Below are 21,495 nucleotides of genomic sequence, written 5' to 3' on the forward strand. Positions count from 1 at the left end.
GTATCGCGCCACTTCCCTTGCGCGCGGCCGATTGGCGTCCTTTAGTGGAAATCGACGGCACCTGGCGCAGCGGTTCATCCAGCACCAGCGGCGGCTTCTTCCTGCCGATCCTGCTTGATTCCGGCAATGCGCTGTTCATCGATACGCAGGGCGCCTTTATCGAGGGTGGCGTTCAGCGTGGTTCGGTGGGGGCCGGATACCGCATGCGCGCCAATGACCAGTGGATCGTCGGCGTCTACGGCTATTACGACTATCTGAACAGCGCCTATGACAACGCGTTCCACCAGCTGTCCTTCGGGGTGGAGGCGCTCGGGCCCGTCTTTGAAACGCGTGCCAACATCTATCTGCCGCTCGGCAGCGATCACGCACTTGATGGCATGGGCCGCGGCGAGATCGCCGGTGGCAGGCTGATGTTCCGCCAGGGCATGGAACGTGCCCGCCGCGGCGGCGATATCGAGGCCGGTGTCCGCGTGCCGCTGACGGCTGCAGGCGATGCGATACAGCTGAAGGTGTTTGGCGGCAGCTATTTCTACGGCGGCGACAATCTCGACGACAAGCTGGGTGCCAAGCTGCGCGCCGAACTGTCCTTTGCCAACCTGCCCGGCCTTCCCGGCGGATCGACGGTGACGATCGGCGCGTCCGGCTCCTATGACAACGAGGACCATTTCAAGGCTGCGGCGATGGCCCGGCTGCGCATACCGCTCGGCAGCACATCCGCCACCGGCTCTTCGTCAGCCGTGAGCGATCCGTTCGATCCGCTGACGCAGCGCGTCGAGCGCAACCGGGCCATTGAGACCCATCGGGGCGCGACGGGCGATCTTGAAAATGCGGTGATCGAACTTACCGGCCAGACCGCCGGCAATGTCGCCGCCATTTCCGCCGCCAGCGGCGATGCGGCCGCGATCAACGCCCTGATCGATGCGGCTGGCGACAACGCGCTGATCCTTGCCGATGGCAATATCGGGCTTGATCAATCGCTGAGCTTGAACAACGGCCAGCTCCTTTTGGGTGGCGGCGGGCTTCTCAGCCTGCGCGGCGCTGACAGCGGCGGCGAAGGCTGGTTTGCCAATCGCGGCGCCGCCACAACGCTGACCGGCTACAATCCGGCTGAGGATGTGGTGACCATGGCGTCCAACAGCGCCATCTCCACGCTCTCGATCACTGGCGGACTGGCCGGCATCGGTTCTACCGGCGCATCCAACCTCCTGGTGGACAATGTCGATATTACCGCCACCAGCCATGACGGCATCCGGTTGACCGGCGTGGATGGCGCCGTCATCCAGAATTCGCGCATTCACGACCTCACCATCTGCGAAAGCAGCACGCTCTGCGAATTTTCGGTGTTTGATCCGAACCGGGCGCCCTATGCCGCCATCAGCGCCCATGGCACCAACAACCTGACGATCCGCGATACCGCAATCGACAACGTCACCTATGGCCTGTTTGCCGGCAGCGCCATCGACGAAAGCGACTGGCCGCCTGTGATCACCGATGCCGCCAGCAACATCACGCTGGACCATGTGACGATCTCGCGGTCCCGACGCGAAGGCCTGCTGTTCGTGGCGGCCGATCACGTCAATCTCGACACGGTGACGATCGACAATTCGATGCAGGACCGCGACATGGATCTCGTCGTGCTGCAGGGTACACGCGACGTCGTGATCACCGATATGGTCCTGAAGGGCGGCATCAATGGCCTGATGCTGGTGACCTCCAGCAGCATGCCGGAGGGGGCGGTCACCACCAATGTCGATGTCGACGGCCTGACGATCGACGGCACGCGCAATGCCGGCATCTTCCTCAACCCGGTTTCCGGCATCGCCTTCAAGAACGTGGCGATCACCAATGCCGGAACCTACGGTGCCTTCATCTACGGGAGCGAATGGGACTTCCTTGGCGGGCCGATCAGCGACATTTCCTTCGACAATGTCACGATCGACAAGGCAGGGACCGCCGGGCTCTACTTCATGGGACCATCCCTGGATCTGAAGGGCGGCGTCACCGTCACCGGATCGCCGCGCGATTGCAAGGTCGATCCCTCCTGGGACGGCAGCCTTGGCGGTTCGCTGACGCAAGGGCCGGGCTCGGTGCTGACCCTCAACGGCGGCGTGCTCGACCAGACGAATTTTGGAAGCCGTTGCGGCGGCTGACCTCACCCAAGAATGCCGTGCGCACCTTATCCAGGTGCGCACGGTGGCTTTCACGGTTTCAGTGCACAGCGCCGGAGCCGCCGGCCGCGACGATGGCGAAGGGCATGCCCTCGACCGGGATGGTTGCCGTTTCCGTCAAGGTTTCGCTGTCGATCATCCGCACCAGGCTGTGGCGGGGATCGGTGACGGCGATGCGATTGCCGGCAACGGCCAGCCGCGGGCGCGGATCGCGCCAATGGCCGTCCTTGCTATAGGGCTCGGTGACGCCGGCGGAGCGGACGATCTGACCGCTGACCACATCCAGCACATGCAGCTTGCCGTCTTCCGTGAGAATATAGGCATTGCGGACCTTGGCGGGATCCAGGATGAAATCGACACGGCGGGTCGGCAGTTCGACGAGGCGATAGGGCGCGCTTGCATCCGGATCGATCAGCACGACCTTGTCCTCACCGTAATTGCCGAGGAAGAACTGCATCGAGCGGCCACCGAGCAGGGTGGAGACCTTGCCCTCCGGCAGTTCGCCGCCATAGGCGACCATCTCAAGCTTCGGGCCGTTCAGCCCATCCGGCCGGGCAACCAGAACCCCTTCGGCGCAACCGAAGGCGACCAGCCGCGCCGAAGACGCCTCGCCATGCAGCCCGGTGCAGGTGGCGACATCACCCAGCTGCTTGCCCTCCCGGTCGACAACACGCAAACCCAACCGTGGCGGCTGTTCGTCCGGCTTCACCTCGACCGCCATATTGGGCACGGAAACGAGGATATGCCGTCCCATCGGTACGGCGACGCCGTGATGGGCAGCCGTCGTATCGAGGCTGACGGCATCGCCCTTGCCGTCGAGCAGCGCGCTTTCGCCGAACAGATCCATCTTGCCGCCCCGATCATAAAACACCGCGACATCATTGCCATGGGTGACCACATGGCCCGGCTTCTGGCCGCTGATGCTGCCGGGCAAAAGCCGGGGAGCGGATATCTCGATATCGCGATGTTCGCCATGATCCGACAGTGCAATGCCGGACGAGATGATCTGCACCAGGTCCTTATCGCCCTGAACGGCAAAAACGCTCCTGCCGCTGTCACTCAGCGACAGGGCCGCGTGGCCGCTGAGATCAAACCGCCCCAGCTCGCTGCCGTTTGCCGCATCCAGCACGCGCACCAAAGGCTCCGTATGATCCGCAACAAACAGCCGCCACGTCTCCTTCTGATCAGCCTGATCATCGGCCAGCGCCGCAAGCGGCGACAGCGCCGTGAGCGCCATCACAGCGGCAGCCCGCATCGGTTTTCCAAATTGGATCGGCATGGGATTCTCCTGCAAATGTTTATGTAATAACGTTACGTCATGTTTGTTATAAAGTTACGTTCGGATTGTCCAGCCGGAAAACGGCAGGGGCGTCCTCTCCCTTCTCCCCGGCGGGGAGAAGGGGGCCCGCAGGGCCGGATGAGGGGGCCACACGCTCCAAACCTGCCGAACCGCCCCGTCATCGCCTCGCATACGCTCGGCACTTCTCCCCGCTGGGGAGAAGGGGGAGATCGGGGCAAGGGCCGCGTTCCAGAGGCGATAGTCTCGCGGATCGGGGAGCGACCGAGAGATGGGGGTGGCCATACCGCCTCGCCTTTGCAGATCAAGAACTGATGGGGTTTAGCCCGTCTGTTGATCACTCAGGCATCTCCTCCCCCACCGGGCAGAAAAATCGCACACGGGCCATCAGCGTCCTCCCTCTTCTCCCCGGCGGGGAGAAGGTGCCCGAAGGGCGGATGAGGGGGCCAAGCGCTCAGAATGCGCCGAACCGCCCCCTCATCGCCTCGCATCCGCTCGGCACTTCTCCCCGCTGGGGAGAAGGGGGAGATCGGGGCAAGGGCCGCGTTCCAGAGGCGATAGTCTCGCGGATCGGGGAGCGGCCGCGAGAATGGTGTGGCCATGCTGCCTCGCCTTTGACAGGTGAGGAACTGATGGGATTTAGCCCGTCTGTTGATCACTCAGGCACCTCCTCCTCCACCGGGCAGAAAAATCGCAAACGGGCCGTCGGCGTCCTCCCTCTTCTCCCCGCCGGGGAGAAGGTGCCCGAAGGGCGGATGAGGGGGCCAAGTGCTCAGAATGCGCCGAACCACCCCCTCATCGCCTCGCATCCGCTCGGCACTTCTCCCCGCTGGGGAGAAGGGGGAGATCGAGGCAAGGGCCACATTCCAGAGGCGATAGTCTCGCGATCGAGGGCGACCATCCAAACAAAAGGGGAGGACGTTGCCGCCCTCCCCTTCGCATCTTACCTGACCGTCCGTGCCGTCTCAGGCGGCGTAGCGGGTGCGGTGCTGGGCCGGCTGCGGACGGCTGGTTTCTTCCAGTTTGAAGCGGGCGAGCAGGGTTTGCAGCTGGCGGCTTTCGTCGGCCAGGGTTTCGCTTGCGGCCGTGGTTTCCTCGACCATGGCGGCGTTCTTCTGGGTCATCTGGTCCATGTGGTTGACCGAGGTGTTGATTTCGGCGAGCGCCGTTGATTGTTCGCGGGCGGCGGTGGCGATGCTTTCGACGTGGTCGTTGACGCGCAGCACCAGCCGTTCGATTTCAACCAGCGCATCGCCGGTTGCGCGCACCAGCGAGACCCCGCCCTCGACCTCGGAGGCGGATGCGCTGATCAGCGCCTTGATCTCCTTGGCGGCATTGGCGGAGCGCTGGGCGAGTTCGCGGACTTCCTGGGCGACGACGGCAAAACCGCGGCCGGCATCACCGGCGCGCGCGGCTTCGACGCCGGCATTCAGCGCCAGAAGGTTGGTCTGGAAGGCGATCTCGTCGATGACGCCGATGATCTGGCTGATCTTGCTGGAAGACCCTTCGATCCGGCTCATGGCGGTGACGGCGTTGCGGACGATCTCGCCGGATTTTCCGGCACTCTCCTTGGTTTCGCGCACCATGTCGCGGGCCTCAACGGCGCGGGCAGACGAGGTGCGCACGGTCGCCGTGATCTCGTCGAGCGCGGCTGCGGTTTCCTCGAGCGCTGCCGCCTGCTGTTCGGTGCGTTTCGACAGGTCGTTGGCAGCCGAACTCAGTTCGGCCGAGCTGTCCTTGATGGTGCCGGCGGCGCCGCGCACGTTGTTCATGGTCGAGCGCAGCGTTACCATCGTGGCGTTGACGTTCTGCTGCAGTTCGGCAAACGCGCCCTGGAAATGGCCTTCCATGCTTTCCGAGAGGTCGGCATCGGCAAGCGCTGCGATGACGCGGCGCACTTCGGTGACGGCGAGATCGATGCTCTCCACCAGTTCGTTGACGCTGCCGGCAAACCGGTTGAGATCGTCGTTCTGGTAATCCTTGCCGATGCGGCCGGTGAAATCGCCGGCGACAGCAGCGGCGACGACAGCGCTGATGCTCGACTGCAGGTCGCTGCTCAGCGCGTGCAGGGCGGCTTCCTGCGCCTTCATATCGCGCATCGCCAGGGCGTTGTAGCGGAAGACCTCCACGGCGCGGGCCATCTCGCCGATCTCGTCCTTGCGGGTGGCGTCGGTGCCGGCGCTGTCGAGATTGCCTTCGGCCAGACGGCTCATGGCGGCGGTGAGATCCCGCACCGGCGTGGAGATGCCACGCCGGGCAACCAGAAGGCTGACGAGTGCGCCAACGGCAATGCAGCCGATTGCGGCAAAGACAGCAATCAGAAGGGCGACGGAGGACGACTGCAGGGCATCGGCACGGGCGGCGGCAAGCGCTTCGCCCGAATAGGTGCTGTAGACCTTGACGGTGCTGGTGACGGTCTTTTGCGCGTCAAGCGCCTTGGCAAGCGCCGCCTTGATGGCGGCAGCGTCCTGCGGGTTGGCGGCGGCAATATCGACCATGGCGCGGATTTCGCCAAAATAGGTTTTAAGCGTCGCGCGGATCGCCTGCAGCTGCTGGAGCTCCGTTGCGTCGGCGGCGGCCTCGATCTTTGGCAGGCGCGCCAGCATTTCCGTGGAGCGCTTGTCAGCCTCTTCGCGGAAATCGGCGGATTTGTCCGGCTGTGCGGCCAGCTGGTAGGTCATGCGGCTGATGGCGATGATATCGACGCGCAGGTCCATGGCCTCGCGGGCAACCTCTTCCCTGGCGCCGACCGAGACGATGGCCGATTCCAGCGCCAGGATGCCGCGTGCACCGACGGATGCGATGACCAGGCAGGACAGCCCCATGACGAAAACGACCAGACTGATCTTCTGGAGAATAGAGAGATTGCGAAAATTCATGTCGAAACTCCGGCTGGGCAAGGGACCGCACGCTGAACAAAATAAGGGGAGCGAGGCATGATGCCTCTTTCAAAGCGCAGGAGAAAACCGACATCGCGCATGACGGCGCAATCTGAGGGAATTGCTCTAACGTCCGGTTAAGACTGGCATCCCAGAAATCGAGATGACAGTCAGGCGGCAAAAAATGCGACATCCGAAGCGGGTGCCACCACAGCCGATGCGAGTTTCAGCTTGAACCTTCGCCACCCGGTCTCTATCTCGGACGCATCACCCCTCGCATTGCCCCGGAGATTTCCTTGTCCATCTTCAAAAATCTGCCACCTGCGCCCGCCGCCTTGAAAAAGCCGGTGACCGATACCCGCCACGGCATCACCCGCACGGACGACTATGCCTGGCTGCGCGCCGAAAACTGGCAGGCGATGTTCAAGGATCCCTCGATCCTCGATCCGGAGATCCGCAGGCATCTGGAGGCCGAGAACGCCTATATGAAGGCGGCGATGGCCGATACCGAAGCGCTGCAAAAGACGCTGTTTTCCGAGATGAAGGGCCGCATCAAGGAGGATGACTCATCCGTTCCGGTCAAGGACGGGCCGTTTGCCTATGGCACGTTCTATGTGACGGGCGGCGAGCAGCCGTCCTTCTTCCGCACGCCGCGCGACGGCGGTGCGCGTTCCGTGCTGCTTGACGGCGACAAGGAGGCGGAAGGCAAAGCCTATTTCCGTCTGGGCGGCGTCGATCACTCGACCGATCACAGCCGGGGTCTGTGGAGCTATGACGACAAGGGCTCGGAATATTATACGCTACGCGTGCGCGATCTCGCCACCGGCGATGACCTTGCCGATATCATCGAGAATACCGGCGGCGGCGGCGCCTGGGCGCCCGATGGCAAGAGCTTTTTCTACACCGTGCTCGACGACAACCATCGTCCCTCGAAAATCTTCCACCATATCGTCGGCACCGGGCAAGGCGACGACCGGCTGGTCTACGAGGAAGAGGATCCGGGCTTCTTCATGGGCGTCGGCGGCTCGATGCTCGACGACTTCATCTATATCGACATCCACGATCACGAGACCAGCGAATACTGGCTCCTGCCGACCTCCGATCTGACCGGCAAGCCGCAGCTGGTGGCGGCCCGCGAAACCGGCCTTGAATATTCGCTGTCTGAAGGCGGCGATGTCTTCTACATCCTCACCAATGCCGACGGCGCCAAGGATTTCAAGATCATGCAGACGCCGGTTGAGACACCGGCGCGGGAACACTGGACCGACGTCGTGCCGCATACGGCCGGCCGGCTCATCATCTCGCATGGCGCCTATGCACGCCATCTCGTCTGGCTGGAGCGCGAGGCCGGCCTGCCGCAGATCAAGATCCGCGACCGGCGCACCGGCGAGGAACATGCGATCGCCTTTGCCGAAGAGGCGTTTTCGCTGGGGCTTGCGGGTGCTGCCGAATACGACACCGACGTCATCCGCTTCTCCTATTCCTCGATGACGACGCCCAGCCAGCTCTACGACTACAATATGGTGACGCGCGAGCGCACGCTGCTGAAGACGCAGGAAGTGCCGTCCGGCCACAATCCCGGCGACTACGTCACCCGCCGCGTCATGGCGCCGGCTTGGGACGGCGCCGAGGTGCCGGTCACCCTGCTTTACCGCAGGGATTTGGCCCTCGACGGCTCGGCGCCCTGCCTGCTCTACGGCTACGGCGCCTATGGCATTGCCATTCCCGCCTCGTTCAACACCAATTGCCTGTCGCTCGCCGATCGCGGCTTCGTCTATGCCATCGCCCATATCCGCGGCGGCAAGGACAAGGGCTTTGAATGGTACGAAGACGGCCGGATGGAGAAGAAGACCAATACGTTCAAGGACTTCATCGCAGCAGCCGACTATTTGAATCAACAGAAGTTCACGTCCTACGAAAACATCATCGCCGAGGGCGGCTCAGCCGGCGGCATGCTGATGGGAGCGATTGCCAATATGGCACCGGAGAAATTCAAGGGCGTCATTGCCGCCGTACCCTTCGTCGATGTCCTGAACACCATGCTCGACGACACGCTGCCGCTGACCCCGCCGGAATGGCCGGAATGGGGCAACCCGATCGAGGACAAGACGGCCTATGAGCGCATGGCCGCCTATTCCCCTTACGACAACGTTTCGGAAAAGCCCTACCCGGCGATCCTGGCGCTGGGCGGCCTTACCGACCCGCGCGTCACCTATTGGGAACCGGCCAAGTGGGTCGCCAAGCTGCGCGAAAAAACCACGGGCTCGGAACCCATCCTGATGAAGACCAACATGGACGCCGGCCATGGCGGCGCCTCCGGCCGCTTCCAGCGCCTGGAGGAAATCGCCTTCGAATACGCATTCGCGATCAAGGTGGCGGGGAAGATGTAACGGCGTCTCCGTCGCTGTGAAACAAGCCCCGCGCATGGCTTGAAGACTAATTCTCCCTGCAACTTCGCAGGGAGAATCATATGAAGATCGGCGACAGCATCAGCCATTATTACCGTCCGCAAAACGGAAATCAGGGAACTGGCGCCGCCTCTTCCGCCTTGGCGCTGAACATTGACGGCGGGGGTGGCGGTCGCACACAGGCGCCGACAATCTCTGCCGGCGGCTCATCCCCATCCTCCTCTTTGTTTTCAGCACTCTGGCTCTCCATGGCCGACAAGCTGGAGGGCGAAACAAGTGCCGTGAGCGAAGCGCCGAAGGACAATCCGGCCAATGAGTTTCTGGACTGGTCGAACATGTCGCTTGCCGAAAAGATCCGGGCACAGCTTCTTGCCGGGAAGGACCTGACCGAAGACGACCTCGCCGCCATGGATGCCGACGCCCGCGCGGCCATCGAGGCGGAGATCAAGGACGCCATCAAGCGCCAGCTGGAAATCCCGCAGGACGGAGGAACGGCGCAGGCCGAGGCCTCGGGTGGTGCACTGACGGTGTAGACTCCCACGACGGTATGCCCCATCAAGACAGGCAACAGCCTCCTATTTTTCGTTCACGGCGCAATCTCCATCGCAATATCAAAATAGGCCAGAACCCTGCAGGCCGCAACGCCCTTGCCGCCGGGAGCCCGTGACCTTACCTTAGACGCATGACATCATCCGTGCGCGAAAAGACGGCAGCGGCCGCCCCCATTCCCTTTGACAACAGCTATGCCCGGCTGCCGCAGCATTTTCATGCGGCGGCTGTTCCGACACCGGTTTCCGAGCCTTGGCTGATCAAGTTCAACCGGCCGCTGGCAATCGAGCTTGGGCTCGATGCCGATGCGCTGGAGCGCGAGGGGGCGGCGATCTTTTCCGGCAATGCGATACCCGCCGGCGCCGAACCGCTCGGCATGGCCTATGCCGGCCATCAGTTCGGTCAATTCGTGCCGCTCCTGGGCGACGGGCGGGCGATCCTGATCGGCGAAGTCATCGATATCCATGGCAGGCGCCGCGATATCCAGCTGAAGGGCGCGGGCAAGACGCCCTATTCGCGGCGTGGCGACGGGCGCGCGGCACTTGGACCGGTCCTGCGCGAATATATCGTCAGCGAAGCAATGTTTGCATTGGGCATCCCGGCAACCCGGGCGCTTGCCGCCGTCGTTACCGGCGAGCCGGTCTACCGCGAGAGGGTGCTTCCCGGCGGCGTCATCACCCGCGTGGCGGCCAGCCATATTCGCGTCGGCACCTTCCAGTTCCTGGCAGCGCGGGGCGACACCGAGGGGCTGAAGGTGCTTTCGGATCATGTCATTGCGCGGCATTACCCCGGCATCGAGACCCAGGAGCGTCCCTATCTGACGCTGTTGCAAGCGGTGATCGAGCGGCAGGCGTCGCTGATTGCGCGCTGGCTTTGCGCCGGCTTCATTCACGGCGTGATGAACACCGACAATTGCGCCATATCAGGCGAAACCATCGATTTTGGTCCTTGCGCCTTTCTCGATGCCTATGACCCGGCAAAGGTATTTTCCTCGATCGACCGGGGCGGACGCTATGCCTATGGCCGCCAGCCGGCGATTGGCCAATGGAACATGGCGCGGCTGGCAGAAACCCTGCTGCCGCTGCTCGACCCGGAACCGTCGGAAGCCGTCAATCTCGCCAATGATGCGATTGGCAATTATGGCGCGCTGTTCCAGACCCATTGGCTCACCGGCATGAAGGCAAAGATCGGCCTGCACACCGAGGAGGATGGCGACCTTGATCTGGTTCAGGGCTTGCTGAGCGCCATGCACCGCAACGAAACCGATTTCACGCTGACCTTCCGCAAGCTCTGCGATGCCGCCGAAGGCAGCGCCAAGGACGGTCCGCTTCGCGATCTCTTTGCCGGTACAGCCGATATCGACGCCTGGCTTGCCGCGTGGCGCGAGCGGACCGGGCGCGAACCCCTGTCCGACGCGCAGACGGCTGCCGTCATGCGCGCCGTCAATCCCGCGATCATCCCGCGCAACCACCGGATCGAGCAGGCGATCCGCGCGGCGGAGGACGATGGAGATTTCTCATTGTTCGAGGCGCTGAACGACGCCCTTGCCAGGCCCTACGAGGACCGGCCGGGCTTTGCAGCCTACGCGGCGCCGCCCGCGCCGTCGGAAGAAGTTTTGAAGACGTTTTGCGGGACGTGAGGGGCGTCGCGCTTTAGGCTTTCGGATTGCTGCCAACGCTGAATGCGATTCTCTGGCGGGGTCATCACCCCGCTCTCCGTCATCCTCACCCCTGTGGTGGGGATCCAGCGACCCGGCGTCTGCCGGGTCAAAAGACTCCTTCAGCTCAAGGACTTGAGCTGGCTGGATTCCTGTGACAGGCACAGGAATGACGGAAGTTTTGCCAATCGAATATTTCGCAAATGACCTGCCGGATGCTGCGAAAATCAATCTCACAGCCGCCCACGCAATCCCCCGTCACTCCCAGCCCGTTCCCCCAGCAACAGCGCAGCCATAGGGCGGCAGGCGGTTTTCGAAATTGGATTTCAGCTGGGCGCAGCCCCATTTGCGAAGCGGTTCCGGCATGCGGCTGTTGAGTTCGATGCCGACCTCGTCCAGCGGATCGCTGGTATTGGTGACATAGAGCAGCCAGCGCCCGCCGATCACGCCGATGACGGCTACGACGACAACCAGCAGAACCGTCAGCAATTTCTTCATGTCAGACCTCGATATGATAAACCTTGCCGCTGACCTATCCTATTTTTCCGCGCTGCCGAAATCCTTTTGCAGGCCGTCCGCCGGCCGTGCGCCAGACGCCTGCCTGCCATGCCGAATTTTGATGGCTGTGGGCAATTGTGGCCATTGAAAGGCGGCGCCCGTGCGATATGTTCGGTGATATCGCGCGCGGCGATTGAACCCTTTGCGCGCCACCGATTGAGGTTCACCGCGCACAGCACCATCCGGCGCGATGGCCAGCCCCAAGACCAGACGGCCTTTTCCCTGAGGCCCCAGATGCCCACCGCAAGCGAGACGTTCCGCGCGGCGCGGCTTTCCATAACGGGAGATATTCATGTTGATTTTGTTGACGGCCATCGTCTTCGCACTGATCGGGCTTGGGCTCGGCGGCGGCGGGCTTTGGCTCATCGTGCTCGGCGGCAGCTGGTATTATGCCATTGCCGGCCTCGGCTTCCTCATCACCGCCTTTCTCCTGTTGGCGCGGCGCGGCGCAGCACTCACCGTCTATGCGCTTTTGATCATCGGCACGCTCGCCTGGGCGATCTGGGAAGTCGGCTTCGACTGGTGGCAGCTTGGACCGCGCGGCGGCGTCATCATCCTGCTCGGCCTCTGGCTGCTGTTGCCGGCCATCCGCCGCGGCCTTGGCTTTGTCAGCCCGACCGGCCAGGTCTACAAGGCCAGCGCCCTGCCGCTCGGCCTTGCCGTGATCGCCTCGATCGCCGTTGCCGGCTACTCGATGACGCAGGACCCGCTTGATCTTGCCGGCGAACTGCCGGTTGGAACGGCGACCGCAGCTGCCGATCTCGGCGGCAATGTCCCCGACGGCGAATGGCACCAATATGGCCGCACGCCCTATGGCCAGCGCTATTCGCCGCTCTCGCAGATCACGCCTGGCAATGTGGGCACCCTGCAGGAGGCCTGGCAATATCAGACCGGCGACGTGAAGCGCCCCGACGATGTCGGCGAAACCACTTATCAGGTGACGCCGCTGAAAATCCACGACACGCTCTACATGTGCACGCCGCACAACCTGGCAATTGCGCTCGATGCGGCGACCGGCAAGGAAAAATGGAAGTTCGACGCCAATTCCGGCATGAACCCGGACCGGCAGCACCAGACCTGCCGTGGCGTGACCTATTATGCCGATCCGGCCGCCGTGGCCGGCAGTGCCTGCGCCGAACGGGTCTATCTGCCGACCGCCGATGCACGGCTGATCGCGCTCGATGCCGCCAATGGCAAGGTCTGCGAGAGCTTTGCCGAAAAGGGGACGCTGCATCTTGAAAAAGGCATGCAGTACAATCCGGCCGGCTATTATTACTCTACCTCGCCGCCGGTGATCACCGCCGGCAAGATCATCATCGGCGGTGCCGTCAACGACAACTATTCGACGCAGGAACAATCCGGCGTCATCCGCGCCTTCGACGTCAACAGCGGCGCGCTGATCTGGAACTGGGACAGCGGCAATCCGGACGTAACGACGCCCCTGCCGGAAGGCCAGACCTACACGACCAACTCGCCCAACAGCTGGTCCGTGTTCAGCTATGACGACAAGCTCAACCTTGTCTTCATCCCGCTTGGCAACCAGGTGCCCGACCAGCTCGGCATGAACCGAAGCGAGCATGTGGAGAAATATTCCTCGTCGATCGTGGCGCTGGATATCACCACAGGCGCCGTCCGCTGGGTGCGCCAGACCGTGCATCACGATCTCTGGGACATGGACGTTCCCGCCCAGCCGGTGCTGCTCGACATTACCGGCAAGGACGGCCAGCCGGTTCCGGCCCTTGTCGGCCCTACCAAGCAGGGTGATATCTACGTGCTCGACCGGCGCACCGGCGAGCCGATCATCCCGGTCAAGGAGATCCCGGCCCCGACCGGCGCAATCGCCGAGGATTTCACCGCGCCGACACAGCCGATCTCCGACCTCACCTTCTCGCCGCCACCCTTGACGGACAAGAACATGTGGGGCGTGACGATGTTCGACCAGCTCGCCTGCCGGATCGACTTCAAGCGGCTGAAATATGAAGGCCGCTACACGCCGCCATCGCTGCAAGGCAGCCTGATCTATCCCGGCAATTTCGGCACGTTCAACTGGGGCTCGGTCGCGGTCGATCCCGAACGGCAGGTGATGTTCGGCATGCCGACCTATCTGGCCTTCACCTCCAGGCTCGTGCCGCGCGACCAGATCCCGGCCAAGGGGCAGGATGAGAAGGGTTCCGAACAGGGCCTCAACCGCAATGACGGCGCACCTTACGGCGTCTTCATGGGGCCGTTCCTCGGGCCGCTTGGCATTCCCTGCCAGGCGCCGCCATGGGGCTATGTCGCCGGGGCCGATCTCAAGACCGGCCAGATCGCCTACAAGCACAGGAACGGCACCGTGCGGGACATGACGCCGCTGCCCCTGCCCTTCAAGGTCGGCGTGCCCGGCATCGGCGGCCCGATGATCACCAAGGGCGGCGTCGCCTTCCTGGGAGCTGCCGTCGACAACTATATCCGCGCCTATGAGCTGACCACCGGCAAGGTGCTGTGGGAAGGCCGACTGCCCGCCGGCGGGCAGTCCACCCCGATGAGCTACGCCACCGATGACGGCACCCAGTTCGTCCTGATCGTCGCCGGCGGCCACGGCTCTGTCGGCACCAAGCCGGGCGACTACGTGATCGCCTACAAGCTGGCGAAGTAAGGCAGCGTCGACACAACGAAAAAGCCGGCGGAGCGATCCGCCGGCTTTTTGTTTTCCGGTTAGGGGCTGATGAATCGGGCAGCGCCGCCATCGCCGCCGCCAGTCTTAACCCACCATGGCGGCGATCAGTTTGCCCACGTCGGCGAAAACCGGCTCCAGCTCCTTCGTCGGCTTCTTGCCCTCGGCGATATAGACGGAGACGAGGATGGTGTGGTTTTCGGAGGGCCGCACGAAGCCGATGTCGCCGGCTTCGCCGTGGCCGCTGGTGCCGGTCTTTTCACCGATCGTCCAAGTTTTCGGAAGCCCTGCGCGCAGGCGTTTGGCACCCGTCGTATTGGCGACAAGCCAGGCGGTAAACTGGTCGCGGGACGCTGTCGATAGCGTGTCGCCGAGTAGGAGCTTGCCGAGCGTCTCCGTCATCGCCTTTGGCGTCGTCGTATCACGGGGATCGCCGATCTTGGCCTCGTTGAGTTCCGGCTCCCAGCGGTCGAGGCGGGTGGTGGCGTCACCGATCGTGCGCAGCCAGTCCGTCAGCCCCTTGGGGCCGCCGAAGCTTGCCAGAAGCAGGTTGGCCGCCGCATTGTCGCTCAACGTGACAGCGGCATCGCAGAGTTCGCGCACCGTCATGGCGCCGCCGACACGCTTTTCGACGGCGGGCGAATAGGTCAAAAGATGCTTCTTGGTAATCTGCACCTTGCGGTCGAGCTTTTCCTCGCCCTTGTCGGCGCGCGCGAGCACGCAGGCCGCCGCCAGCGCCTTGAAGGTCGAGCACATGGCAAAGCGCTCGTCCGGCCGGTGGGAAAAGGATGCCTTGGTTTTCGTATCGAGGACGTAGACGCCGAGACGTCCGCCAGTTTGTTTTTCGAGTGCTGCCAATTGCTTTTCGATGTCTTTTCCAGCCGCAAGGACCGTTTGCGGCGCAAGGCCGATGCCGGGCAGCAACAGGCCGGAGCCGATGAGGAAGGAGCGGCGATTGAACGTGAACGACATGCGATGGGGTCTCCCTGGATCATTGTGCGCGCAGCCAAGAGCTTGATTGTGATCACTTATATAAGCAATTACTCAATCAGATATGATGCGCTGGAGGCCATGGGTAGGGAGCGAATGTGGCCGGTCTTGGCCGGAAAGATGGCCGTTCAAAATCTTGTTTCCGCCGCAAAAATTAACAGGCCTCAGAATCCCCGTTGACATTTGTGCGGAAAAGGCGACATTGCCCGCCATGATCAGAACCGCAAACATCGCCCGCTGGTATTTTACGCTGCTCCCATAGGTGCGGCTGTCTGATCTCGTTCAAACAAGCCGCCATCAGGCGGCTTTTGTTTTTGGACGGCACCTGATGGCGGGAAAGCCATAAGGAGCCATCATATGCTGCAGACCCTTCCTCTTGCGCCCGCCATCCGCGCCCCGATGGTCACCATCCGCACCGCCAAGCAGCGCGACTTGCCTGCACTGCGAGAACTGATCAGCGAACTTGCCGCCCATCACGGCGACGCCGCCGCCGTGACACCCGAAAATCTTGAGCGCGACCTGTTCGGCCGCATGCCGTGGATCACGGCGCTGGTGGCCGAGGCTGCGGGCGAACTGATCGGCTACGCCATCCTCGTGCCGCTCTACCGCGCCCAGCAGGGTGCGCGCGGCATGGAACTGCACCATCTCTACGTGCGCAGCGCCCATCGCGGCACCGGCATCGGCCGCCACCTCGTTGCCAAGGCCCGCGAGCAGGCACGCATGGCCGGCGCCACCTATCTCTCCGTCAGCGCTGCCACCGGCAATTTCCAGGCGCACCGCTTCTACGAATCGGAAAACTTCACGCCCGGCCCAGTTACCGGCATGCGCTACCTGCAGACGCTGGCGTAAGGGCGGGTCCGGCAGCATGATGGCGATGGGCGCGTTCGATGGAACGCGCCTTGGCCGCCTCGGCGCAGAGCATCTGCCAAGCGTAGCCGTCTCCAGCCGGAAAGCTTCCGATTGATTTATACACATCGATGTGTATAAATTCCCATATACTTAGCTCCGATGTCATTTCCAATCTGAGGAAGGACGGCTGGTACGAGGTGGCTAGAAAGGGCAGTCATGTCCAATTCAAGCACCCCGGCAAGCCTGGTCGAGTGACGGTTCCCCACCCTAGGCGTGACATTCCCATCGGAACGCTGAAAAGCATCGAAAAGCAGGCCGACTTAAAACTGAGGTAGCTCCATGCGCAATTATATCGGACTGATCCACAAGGACCCCGGCAGCGACTATGGCGTGTCCTTTCCCGATTTTCCCGGCGTGATCTCGGCAGGCACCGATCTCGACGACGCCCGGCAGATGGCGAGCGAAGCTTTGGCATTTCATTTGGAAGGTCTGGTTGAGGATGGATCCAACATTCCAGAGCCCTCCAGCCTCGAAAACATCATGGCCGATGCGGACAACAGAAAAGGCGTTGCCATTCTTGTCGGAGTGAGGATGGAGACGAAGAAGGCTGTGCGTGTCAATGTCACGCTTCCGGAAGATGTTCTTCGCCAGATTGACCGGTTTGCCGAATCCAAGGGATTGACGCGGTCCGGGTTCATCGCGCTTGCCGCCCTGCACGAGATCGACCGGGACGATGCGGCCTGATTACGCCAAGCTGGTTCAGGCTGCCTTTTGTGGCTCCTTGCCGATCTTGCCGCAGGTTTCGAGATAATCATCCACGGCCTCACGGAACGCCACCTCCATATCCTCGATCGAATCGGCATGAAAGCCGATGCCATCGGTGATACCGGCAATCCTTCCATAAAAGATTCCGTCCTGTGCATCCCTATCGGTCCGCGCAGCATAACCTTTGTAGGACATGGTGTTCATGCACTTGCTCCTATCCTGCGGCGAGAAAGGACATTTTACGGTTGCATCCGGCAGAAGCAAGCCGGTGCAAAAAACTTACTCCACCGCCGGCACCGCTTTCAAATAAGCCGCGATCGCCTCGCGGTCGGATGCGGGCAGTTTTGCCATGTTCTGCTGGACCTCGACCATCGAGCCGCCGGCCGAATCGAAATCGGGGGTGAAGCCGGTTTCGAGATAGGTGACGATATCGCCCTCGCTCCAGGCGCCGATGCTTTTTGAACCTGACGTGATGTTGGGGATGCGGCCCTCGCCTTCCGGGTTTGGCGCGCCGCCGAGCCATTGCGCGGTCTCGAAGCCTCCAAGCCCGTTGCGCGGCGTGTGGCATTCGCCGCAATGGCCGGGGCCTTCGACCAGATACTGGCCACGGGCAATTTTCGGATTGCTGGTATCGAGGCTCACGCGCGGCGTGCCGGTGAAGAACAGCAGCTTCCAGCCGCCGAGCGCCAGGCGGATGTTGTAGGGAAACGGCAGATCATGCGGCGGCGCGACATTGGTACTCTTCGGCAGGGTTTTGAGGAAGCCCCAGAGATCGTTGATATCCTTGGCCGTCATGCGGGCATAGGAACCATAGGGAAAGGATGGATAGAGGTGTTCGCCCCGCTTGCCGACGCCGCGCGTCATCGCATCGCCGAATTGCGCCAGCGTCCAGCTGCCGATCCCGGCGGTTTCATCCGGGGAGATATTGGGAACATGGAACGTGCCGAACGGGCTTTTGAGCGGCAATCCCCCGGCCAGAACCAGCTTGGCATCGCCCTCGGATTTCGCCGCCGCGTGACAGCTGGTGCAGCCGCCTGCCCAGAAAATCTGTTGGCCATTGGCGATATCCGCGTCGCCCAGCCCCTCCCAATGGGAGGCCGGCCACGGCTCGGGCTTGGTCAGGAACCAGGCGGCACCGCCCGCAAGCGCGCCGAACAGAACCACCGCCGTTACCAGTTTTCGAACCCTGACACCCATCGGTCTCTTCCTTCCGCTTCATCCGGCTGCCTCATCCGGAAAACACATTTGGCGCGCCGGGACGGGCGCGCCAAAAAATCAACATGTGAGGGGCAAGGCCCGCCGGGTCATTTCTTGACGCGGTAGGCCTGATGACAGTCGCCGCAGCTTTTGCCGATAATGCCAAGTGCTGCACCCACGCCGGCCTGGTCTGCCGGAAGCTGGGCAAGCGCCACATCGGCGTCAGCGCCGAGCTTGGCGGCCTTGGCCTTGAAGTCGTCCATGTTCTCCCAGATTTTCGGGGAAGCTTCGGAATTGGCCTCGGAGCCTGCCGGGAACTGGTCCGGAAACGCCTTGATATTGGTGCTGATCGTCGTCAGCGACGCCTTGACGATCTCGGCGTCATAGGGCTTTTCGCCCTTGGCGATGCCGGCAAGCGCGCCCATCGATCCGCCGATCTGCTTCATCAGCCCTTCGCGGACCTTGACCGGATCATCCGCAGCGATGACGGCGCTTACGCCACAGCCTGCAATCACGAGTGCCGTCAGTATCATTTTCAGCTTCATCAAAGTCTCCAGCTTTGGCGAGACGCCGCCCGGACTGGCGAAGCGGTTCTCTCAATCGATGCGCGGGCATGATTGCATGTTGTGATCCCGAGGGAAGTAACTTTTTTTTGAGATCGATATTATTGCACCCGCCGCAACAGCTTGAATTAACAGGAGTATTTTACTCATGTTAGGTCAACTGCCCTATGCCATCCAGCCGTGCCACGCCGTCAGTGCCGCCACCGCAATCAGAACCACGCCCACTGTCTTGCCCAGCATGGCGGTCGCGCGGGGGCTCGCGACGATGACATCGCGGCTGCGGCCGGCGGCCAGCGCCAGGCTGCCATAAACGGCAAGCTGCATCAGCGAGATCATGATCGCCATGATCAGCGCCTGCGACCACAGCGGACCGAACTCAGGTTTCAGGAATTGCGGATAGACGGCCAGCATGAACAGATAGGCCTTGGGGTTGAGGAGGCTTGTCAGTGCTCCCCGGCGGAAGCTGGCCCAGAGCGACAGCCGCGCCCCGGGCTCGAGAGGCGATGGAAATATGGCTTCGCGCCAGCGACAGGCCGATCCAGGCGATATAGGCAGCGCCGGCGAGCAACAGCACGTTGAACAGCTGCGGCACCAGATGCAAGAGGAAGCCGACGCCGAGTGCCGCATAGAGCGTGTGGAAGACGCCGCCCGCCATGATGCCGGCGGTTGCCGTCAGCCCGGACGCCCGTCCCCCCGTCAGCGCATTCGCCATCACGAAGACCATATCCATGCCGGGAACGATGATGATGCCGAAGAGGAGTGTGGAGAATAGCCAGAGATTTTCCGCATAGGTCATGTCAGTTATCCGTTGGTGAAGAGTGATGAGCATTGGACACAGCGCTTGTTTTTCAAGCGCTTGCCGTCATGCTATAGCCTCAACCAACTGACAGGGTTCTGTCAGGAGCATTTCACTTGGTGAAAGAAAATCGCCCATGCGCAAGGCATCGCGACTGTTTGAGATCATCCAGATCCTGCGGCTTGCAACCCGGCCCGTCACGGCGGCAACGATCGCCGGAACGCTCGAGGTGACGGTGCGCTCGATCTACCGGGATATTGCCGCACTTCAGGGAATGCGGGTGCCGATCGAGGGCGGGCGCGGCATCGGCTATATCATGCGGCCGGGCTTCGACCTGCCGCCGCTGATGTTTTCGATCGAGGAGACGGAGGCAATCGTGCTGTCGCTGGCGCTGCTGGAGCGCACCGGCGACGACGAATTGAAGGAGGCGGCGCGCCGCGTCAACCAGAAGATCGCCGGCGCGATACCGGCGCCGCTGCGCCAGACCCTGCACTCCAAGGCGCTGCACGCCTGGGGCACGATCGCGCCGTCACCGTTGGGACTTGATCTTGCGCTGGTGCGCCGGGCGATCCGCGACGAGCAGAAACTGATGCTCGACTACCGCGACGAGGCCGGCCGTGCCACGCAGCGCACGATCCGGCCCCTGGCGCTGATCTACTATTCCGCCACCGCCGTCGTCGTCGCCTGGTGCGACTTGCGCCAGGCAATGCGCAATTTCCGTGCAGACCGGGTGGAAAATTGCGGTCTGAGCGCGGACTATTTTCGCGGTGAAGGGGATGGATTGCGGGATCGCTGGATCAGCGGATGGCGGACCAGCCCGCCACCCGGCCCGCCACCATCATCGAGTAGATAGTTTATTTCGTGGCGCCATGCGCAGGCGCCTCTTCCTTGACGGAACGCGGCGTGGGTGCGGTGATGGCACCGTGATCGGGATCCTGCACATCCTGGCCCTTGGAGCCATCGACGGCGGTCGGACGCTCCAGTTCCCGGCTGTCGCGGCGTGTCTGGCGAAGGCGCGTTGCCTCGTCGATCAGAGTGGTCAATTCCTGTTCGGACAGGTCGGAAATGTCAAAGGTCGTCGCCACGATGGCCTCCTTGGCTGGTTTCGATACCTGCTAAACGCGCGACTTGGCAAAACGGCGCATCCGTCCGCAAATTTACCCGCAACCGCCATGACGCCTATGCGCTCAGCACCCGGCTTTCTTCCCGGCCAAATCCGTTGATCTCGATCCGGTCCTCAAAGACATCGACGATCGCAAAGGTGTTTTCATCGGGCGTATCGACCACGCCCTTGAACGTGACGAACGGACGGCCATCGACCGCGCCGAAATTGCCCTCGTGATTATGGCCGTTGAAATAGCCGCGAAAGCAGGCAAAACCGGTGATGAGCGCGATGATACGCTCGCTGTCCCACATATTGTGGCTGTTGGGCGGGAAGAGCGGGTAGTGACCGAAGACGAACACGGTCTCGCCGCTTGCCTGCGCCGTCTCCATGACGCCTGCCAGCCATGCGAATTGCGTTTCACTCAGCGAGCCGTTCCAGGTCTGGGCGTTGATGGCGCCATCTTCCACAAGCGCTGCGAGCCGCTCCGTTGCCAGCACCGTGCGCGGATCACCGGGAGGGGCGGAAAAGGTAGAGATATCGCTGCCATCCAGCACAACGAACCGAAAGCGGCCGATGGCAAAATCATAATAGCGGCCGGGCATGCCCAGCCGTTCTGCGACTGCGCCCAGATATTCCGGCGCCACGGCAAAATCATGATTGCCGAGCAGGAACAGCGCCTTGTGGCGCAGCGGCCGATAGACCGGCAGGATATCGTCGAAACTCTTCCAGTCGCGGTCAATAATATCGCCAAGCGTCATGACGAAATCGAGCTCCGTCGCATTGAACACGTCAATGGCCACAGTGAGCTTGGCAAGGCTGCTTGCATAATGCCGGTTCATTGCCGTGTGCGGCGCGATATCGGCATATTGCGGATCGGCGATGATGCCGAAGCGCAGGATGGGGGAGGATGTGTATGTCATGCGCCGCTGATTAGATCAGGTCTGTGACGGAGGGGTGACAGGAAGGTTGGCTCTCTGCTTGAACGAAGTGCTCCGGATCCGCTGACGGCCTTCGCCAGTGGCGTTGCCAGCGTTTGACGAAAGCGCTACCAAACGCCCCGT

Annotated in this window: 18 protein-coding genes and 2 pseudogenes; 9 read left to right on the forward strand and 11 right to left on the reverse strand. The window is 62.5% G+C overall.

Annotation, left to right across the window (positions count from 1 at the left end; genetic code table 11):
• Positions 1-44: 44 nt before the first annotated feature.
• Positions 45-2,150, forward strand: coding sequence for a right-handed parallel beta-helix repeat-containing protein (locus PYR65_RS16960; RefSeq protein ID WP_276118814.1), 2,106 nt, complete (start codon positions 45-47; stop codon positions 2,148-2,150).
• A gap of 58 nt (positions 2,151-2,208) precedes the next feature.
• Here the strand turns inward: PYR65_RS16960 and aztD are convergent, their stop codons facing one another.
• Complete coding sequence (gene aztD, locus PYR65_RS16965) at positions 2,209-3,447, reverse strand: zinc metallochaperone AztD (RefSeq protein ID WP_407951245.1); 1,239 nt, start codon at positions 3,445-3,447, stop codon at positions 2,209-2,211.
• A 983-nt stretch (positions 3,448-4,430) separates the two neighbouring features.
• Positions 4,431-6,344 carry a methyl-accepting chemotaxis protein gene (locus PYR65_RS16970; RefSeq protein WP_276118815.1) on the reverse strand — a complete coding sequence of 638 codons (1,914 nt, stop codon included), beginning with the start codon at positions 6,342-6,344 and terminating at the stop codon, positions 4,431-4,433.
• Between the two features lie 296 nt (positions 6,345-6,640).
• Between PYR65_RS16970 and PYR65_RS16975 the strand changes: the two genes are divergently transcribed.
• The 3 genes from PYR65_RS16975 to PYR65_RS16985 all read left to right on the forward strand — a co-directional run bounded on the left by PYR65_RS16975 (position 6,641) and on the right by PYR65_RS16985 (position 10,940).
• On the forward strand, positions 6,641-8,734 hold the full coding sequence (locus PYR65_RS16975) for a S9 family peptidase (RefSeq protein ID WP_276118816.1): 2,094 nt from the start codon (positions 6,641-6,643) through the stop codon (positions 8,732-8,734).
• 80 nt (positions 8,735-8,814) lie between these two features.
• On the forward strand, positions 8,815-9,285 hold the full coding sequence (locus PYR65_RS16980; protein WP_276118817.1) for a hypothetical protein: 471 nt from the start codon (positions 8,815-8,817) through the stop codon (positions 9,283-9,285).
• A gap of 149 nt (positions 9,286-9,434) precedes the next feature.
• Positions 9,435-10,940, forward strand: coding sequence for a protein adenylyltransferase SelO (locus PYR65_RS16985; protein ID WP_276118818.1), 1,506 nt, complete (start codon positions 9,435-9,437; stop codon positions 10,938-10,940).
• 276 nt (positions 10,941-11,216) lie between these two features.
• Here the strand turns inward: PYR65_RS16985 and PYR65_RS16990 are convergent, their stop codons facing one another.
• The gene (locus PYR65_RS16990) at positions 11,217-11,456 is read right to left on the reverse strand and encodes a hypothetical protein (protein ID WP_276118819.1); all 240 of its coding nucleotides are present in this window, start codon (positions 11,454-11,456) and stop codon (positions 11,217-11,219) included.
• Positions 11,457-11,495: 39 nt separating this feature from the next.
• Positions 11,496-11,831 (reverse strand): hypothetical protein, encoded by a 336-nt coding sequence (locus PYR65_RS16995; protein ID WP_276118820.1) that lies wholly within the window; start codon positions 11,829-11,831, stop codon positions 11,496-11,498.
• Here PYR65_RS16995 and PYR65_RS17000 point away from each other — a divergent pair.
• Positions 11,809-14,151, forward strand: a complete 2,343-nt coding sequence (locus PYR65_RS17000; RefSeq protein ID WP_276118821.1) for a glucose/quinate/shikimate family membrane-bound PQQ-dependent dehydrogenase — start codon at positions 11,809-11,811, stop codon at positions 14,149-14,151. The two genes, PYR65_RS16995 and PYR65_RS17000, sit on opposite strands and share 23 nt — an antisense overlap.
• Before the next feature lie 105 nt (positions 14,152-14,256).
• Here PYR65_RS17000 and bla read toward each other — a convergent pair whose 3' ends face one another.
• Entirely contained in the window at positions 14,257-15,141 is an 885-nt protein-coding gene (gene bla / locus PYR65_RS17005; RefSeq protein WP_276118822.1) for a class A beta-lactamase, read from the reverse strand.
• Positions 15,142-15,516: 375 nt separating this feature from the next.
• On the opposite strand from bla, the gene PYR65_RS17010 reads away from it, so the two are divergent.
• The 3 genes from PYR65_RS17010 (at position 15,517) to PYR65_RS17020 (ending at position 16,752) form a co-directional block, all read left to right on the forward strand.
• Entirely contained in the window at positions 15,517-16,008 is a 492-nt protein-coding gene (locus PYR65_RS17010; RefSeq protein WP_276118823.1) for a GNAT family N-acetyltransferase, read from the forward strand.
• Positions 16,009-16,154: 146 nt separating this feature from the next.
• A complete protein-coding gene (locus PYR65_RS17015) occupies positions 16,155-16,343 on the forward strand; it encodes a type II toxin-antitoxin system HicA family toxin (protein WP_276121089.1) in 189 nt (62 codons plus the stop codon).
• A 4-nt stretch (positions 16,344-16,347) separates the two neighbouring features.
• On the forward strand, positions 16,348-16,752 hold the full coding sequence (locus tag PYR65_RS17020) for a type II toxin-antitoxin system HicB family antitoxin (protein ID WP_276118824.1): 405 nt from the start codon (positions 16,348-16,350) through the stop codon (positions 16,750-16,752).
• A gap of 24 nt (positions 16,753-16,776) precedes the next feature.
• On the opposite strand, the pseudogene PYR65_RS17025 reads toward PYR65_RS17020, so the two are convergent.
• From PYR65_RS17025 to PYR65_RS17040, 4 genes and pseudogenes are all read right to left on the reverse strand, one after another.
• Positions 16,777-16,977, reverse strand: a pseudogene (locus tag PYR65_RS17025) (type II toxin-antitoxin system HicB family antitoxin); the annotation flags it as partial.
• 75 nt (positions 16,978-17,052) lie between these two features.
• Positions 17,053-17,970: a c-type cytochrome gene (locus tag PYR65_RS17030; protein ID WP_276118826.1), complete on the reverse strand. Its 918-nt coding sequence runs from the start codon at positions 17,968-17,970 to the stop codon at positions 17,053-17,055.
• A 107-nt stretch (positions 17,971-18,077) separates the two neighbouring features.
• Complete coding sequence (locus tag PYR65_RS17035) at positions 18,078-18,515, reverse strand: c-type cytochrome (protein ID WP_060639884.1); 438 nt, start codon at positions 18,513-18,515, stop codon at positions 18,078-18,080.
• A gap of 183 nt (positions 18,516-18,698) precedes the next feature.
• Positions 18,699-19,329, reverse strand: a pseudogene (locus PYR65_RS17040) (LysE family translocator).
• A 136-nt stretch (positions 19,330-19,465) separates the two neighbouring features.
• On the opposite strand from PYR65_RS17040, the gene PYR65_RS17045 reads away from it, so the two are divergent.
• Positions 19,466-20,182, forward strand: a complete 717-nt coding sequence (locus PYR65_RS17045) for a helix-turn-helix transcriptional regulator (RefSeq protein ID WP_276118827.1) — start codon at positions 19,466-19,468, stop codon at positions 20,180-20,182.
• Position 20,183: 1 nt separating this feature from the next.
• Here the strand turns inward: PYR65_RS17045 and PYR65_RS17050 are convergent, their stop codons facing one another.
• Together PYR65_RS17050 and PYR65_RS17055 are read right to left on the reverse strand one after the other, a co-directional pair.
• Positions 20,184-20,414 (reverse strand): hypothetical protein, encoded by a 231-nt coding sequence (locus PYR65_RS17050; protein WP_276118828.1) that lies wholly within the window; start codon positions 20,412-20,414, stop codon positions 20,184-20,186.
• A gap of 94 nt (positions 20,415-20,508) precedes the next feature.
• Positions 20,509-21,354 (reverse strand): metallophosphoesterase, encoded by an 846-nt coding sequence (locus tag PYR65_RS17055; RefSeq protein ID WP_276118829.1) that lies wholly within the window; start codon positions 21,352-21,354, stop codon positions 20,509-20,511.
• Between the last annotated feature and the right edge of the window lie 141 nt (positions 21,355-21,495).

It is taken from the genome of Pararhizobium qamdonense (genome assembly GCF_029277445.1).
In the GTDB taxonomy this organism is placed as follows: Bacteria; Pseudomonadota; Alphaproteobacteria; order Rhizobiales; family Rhizobiaceae; genus Pararhizobium; species Pararhizobium qamdonense.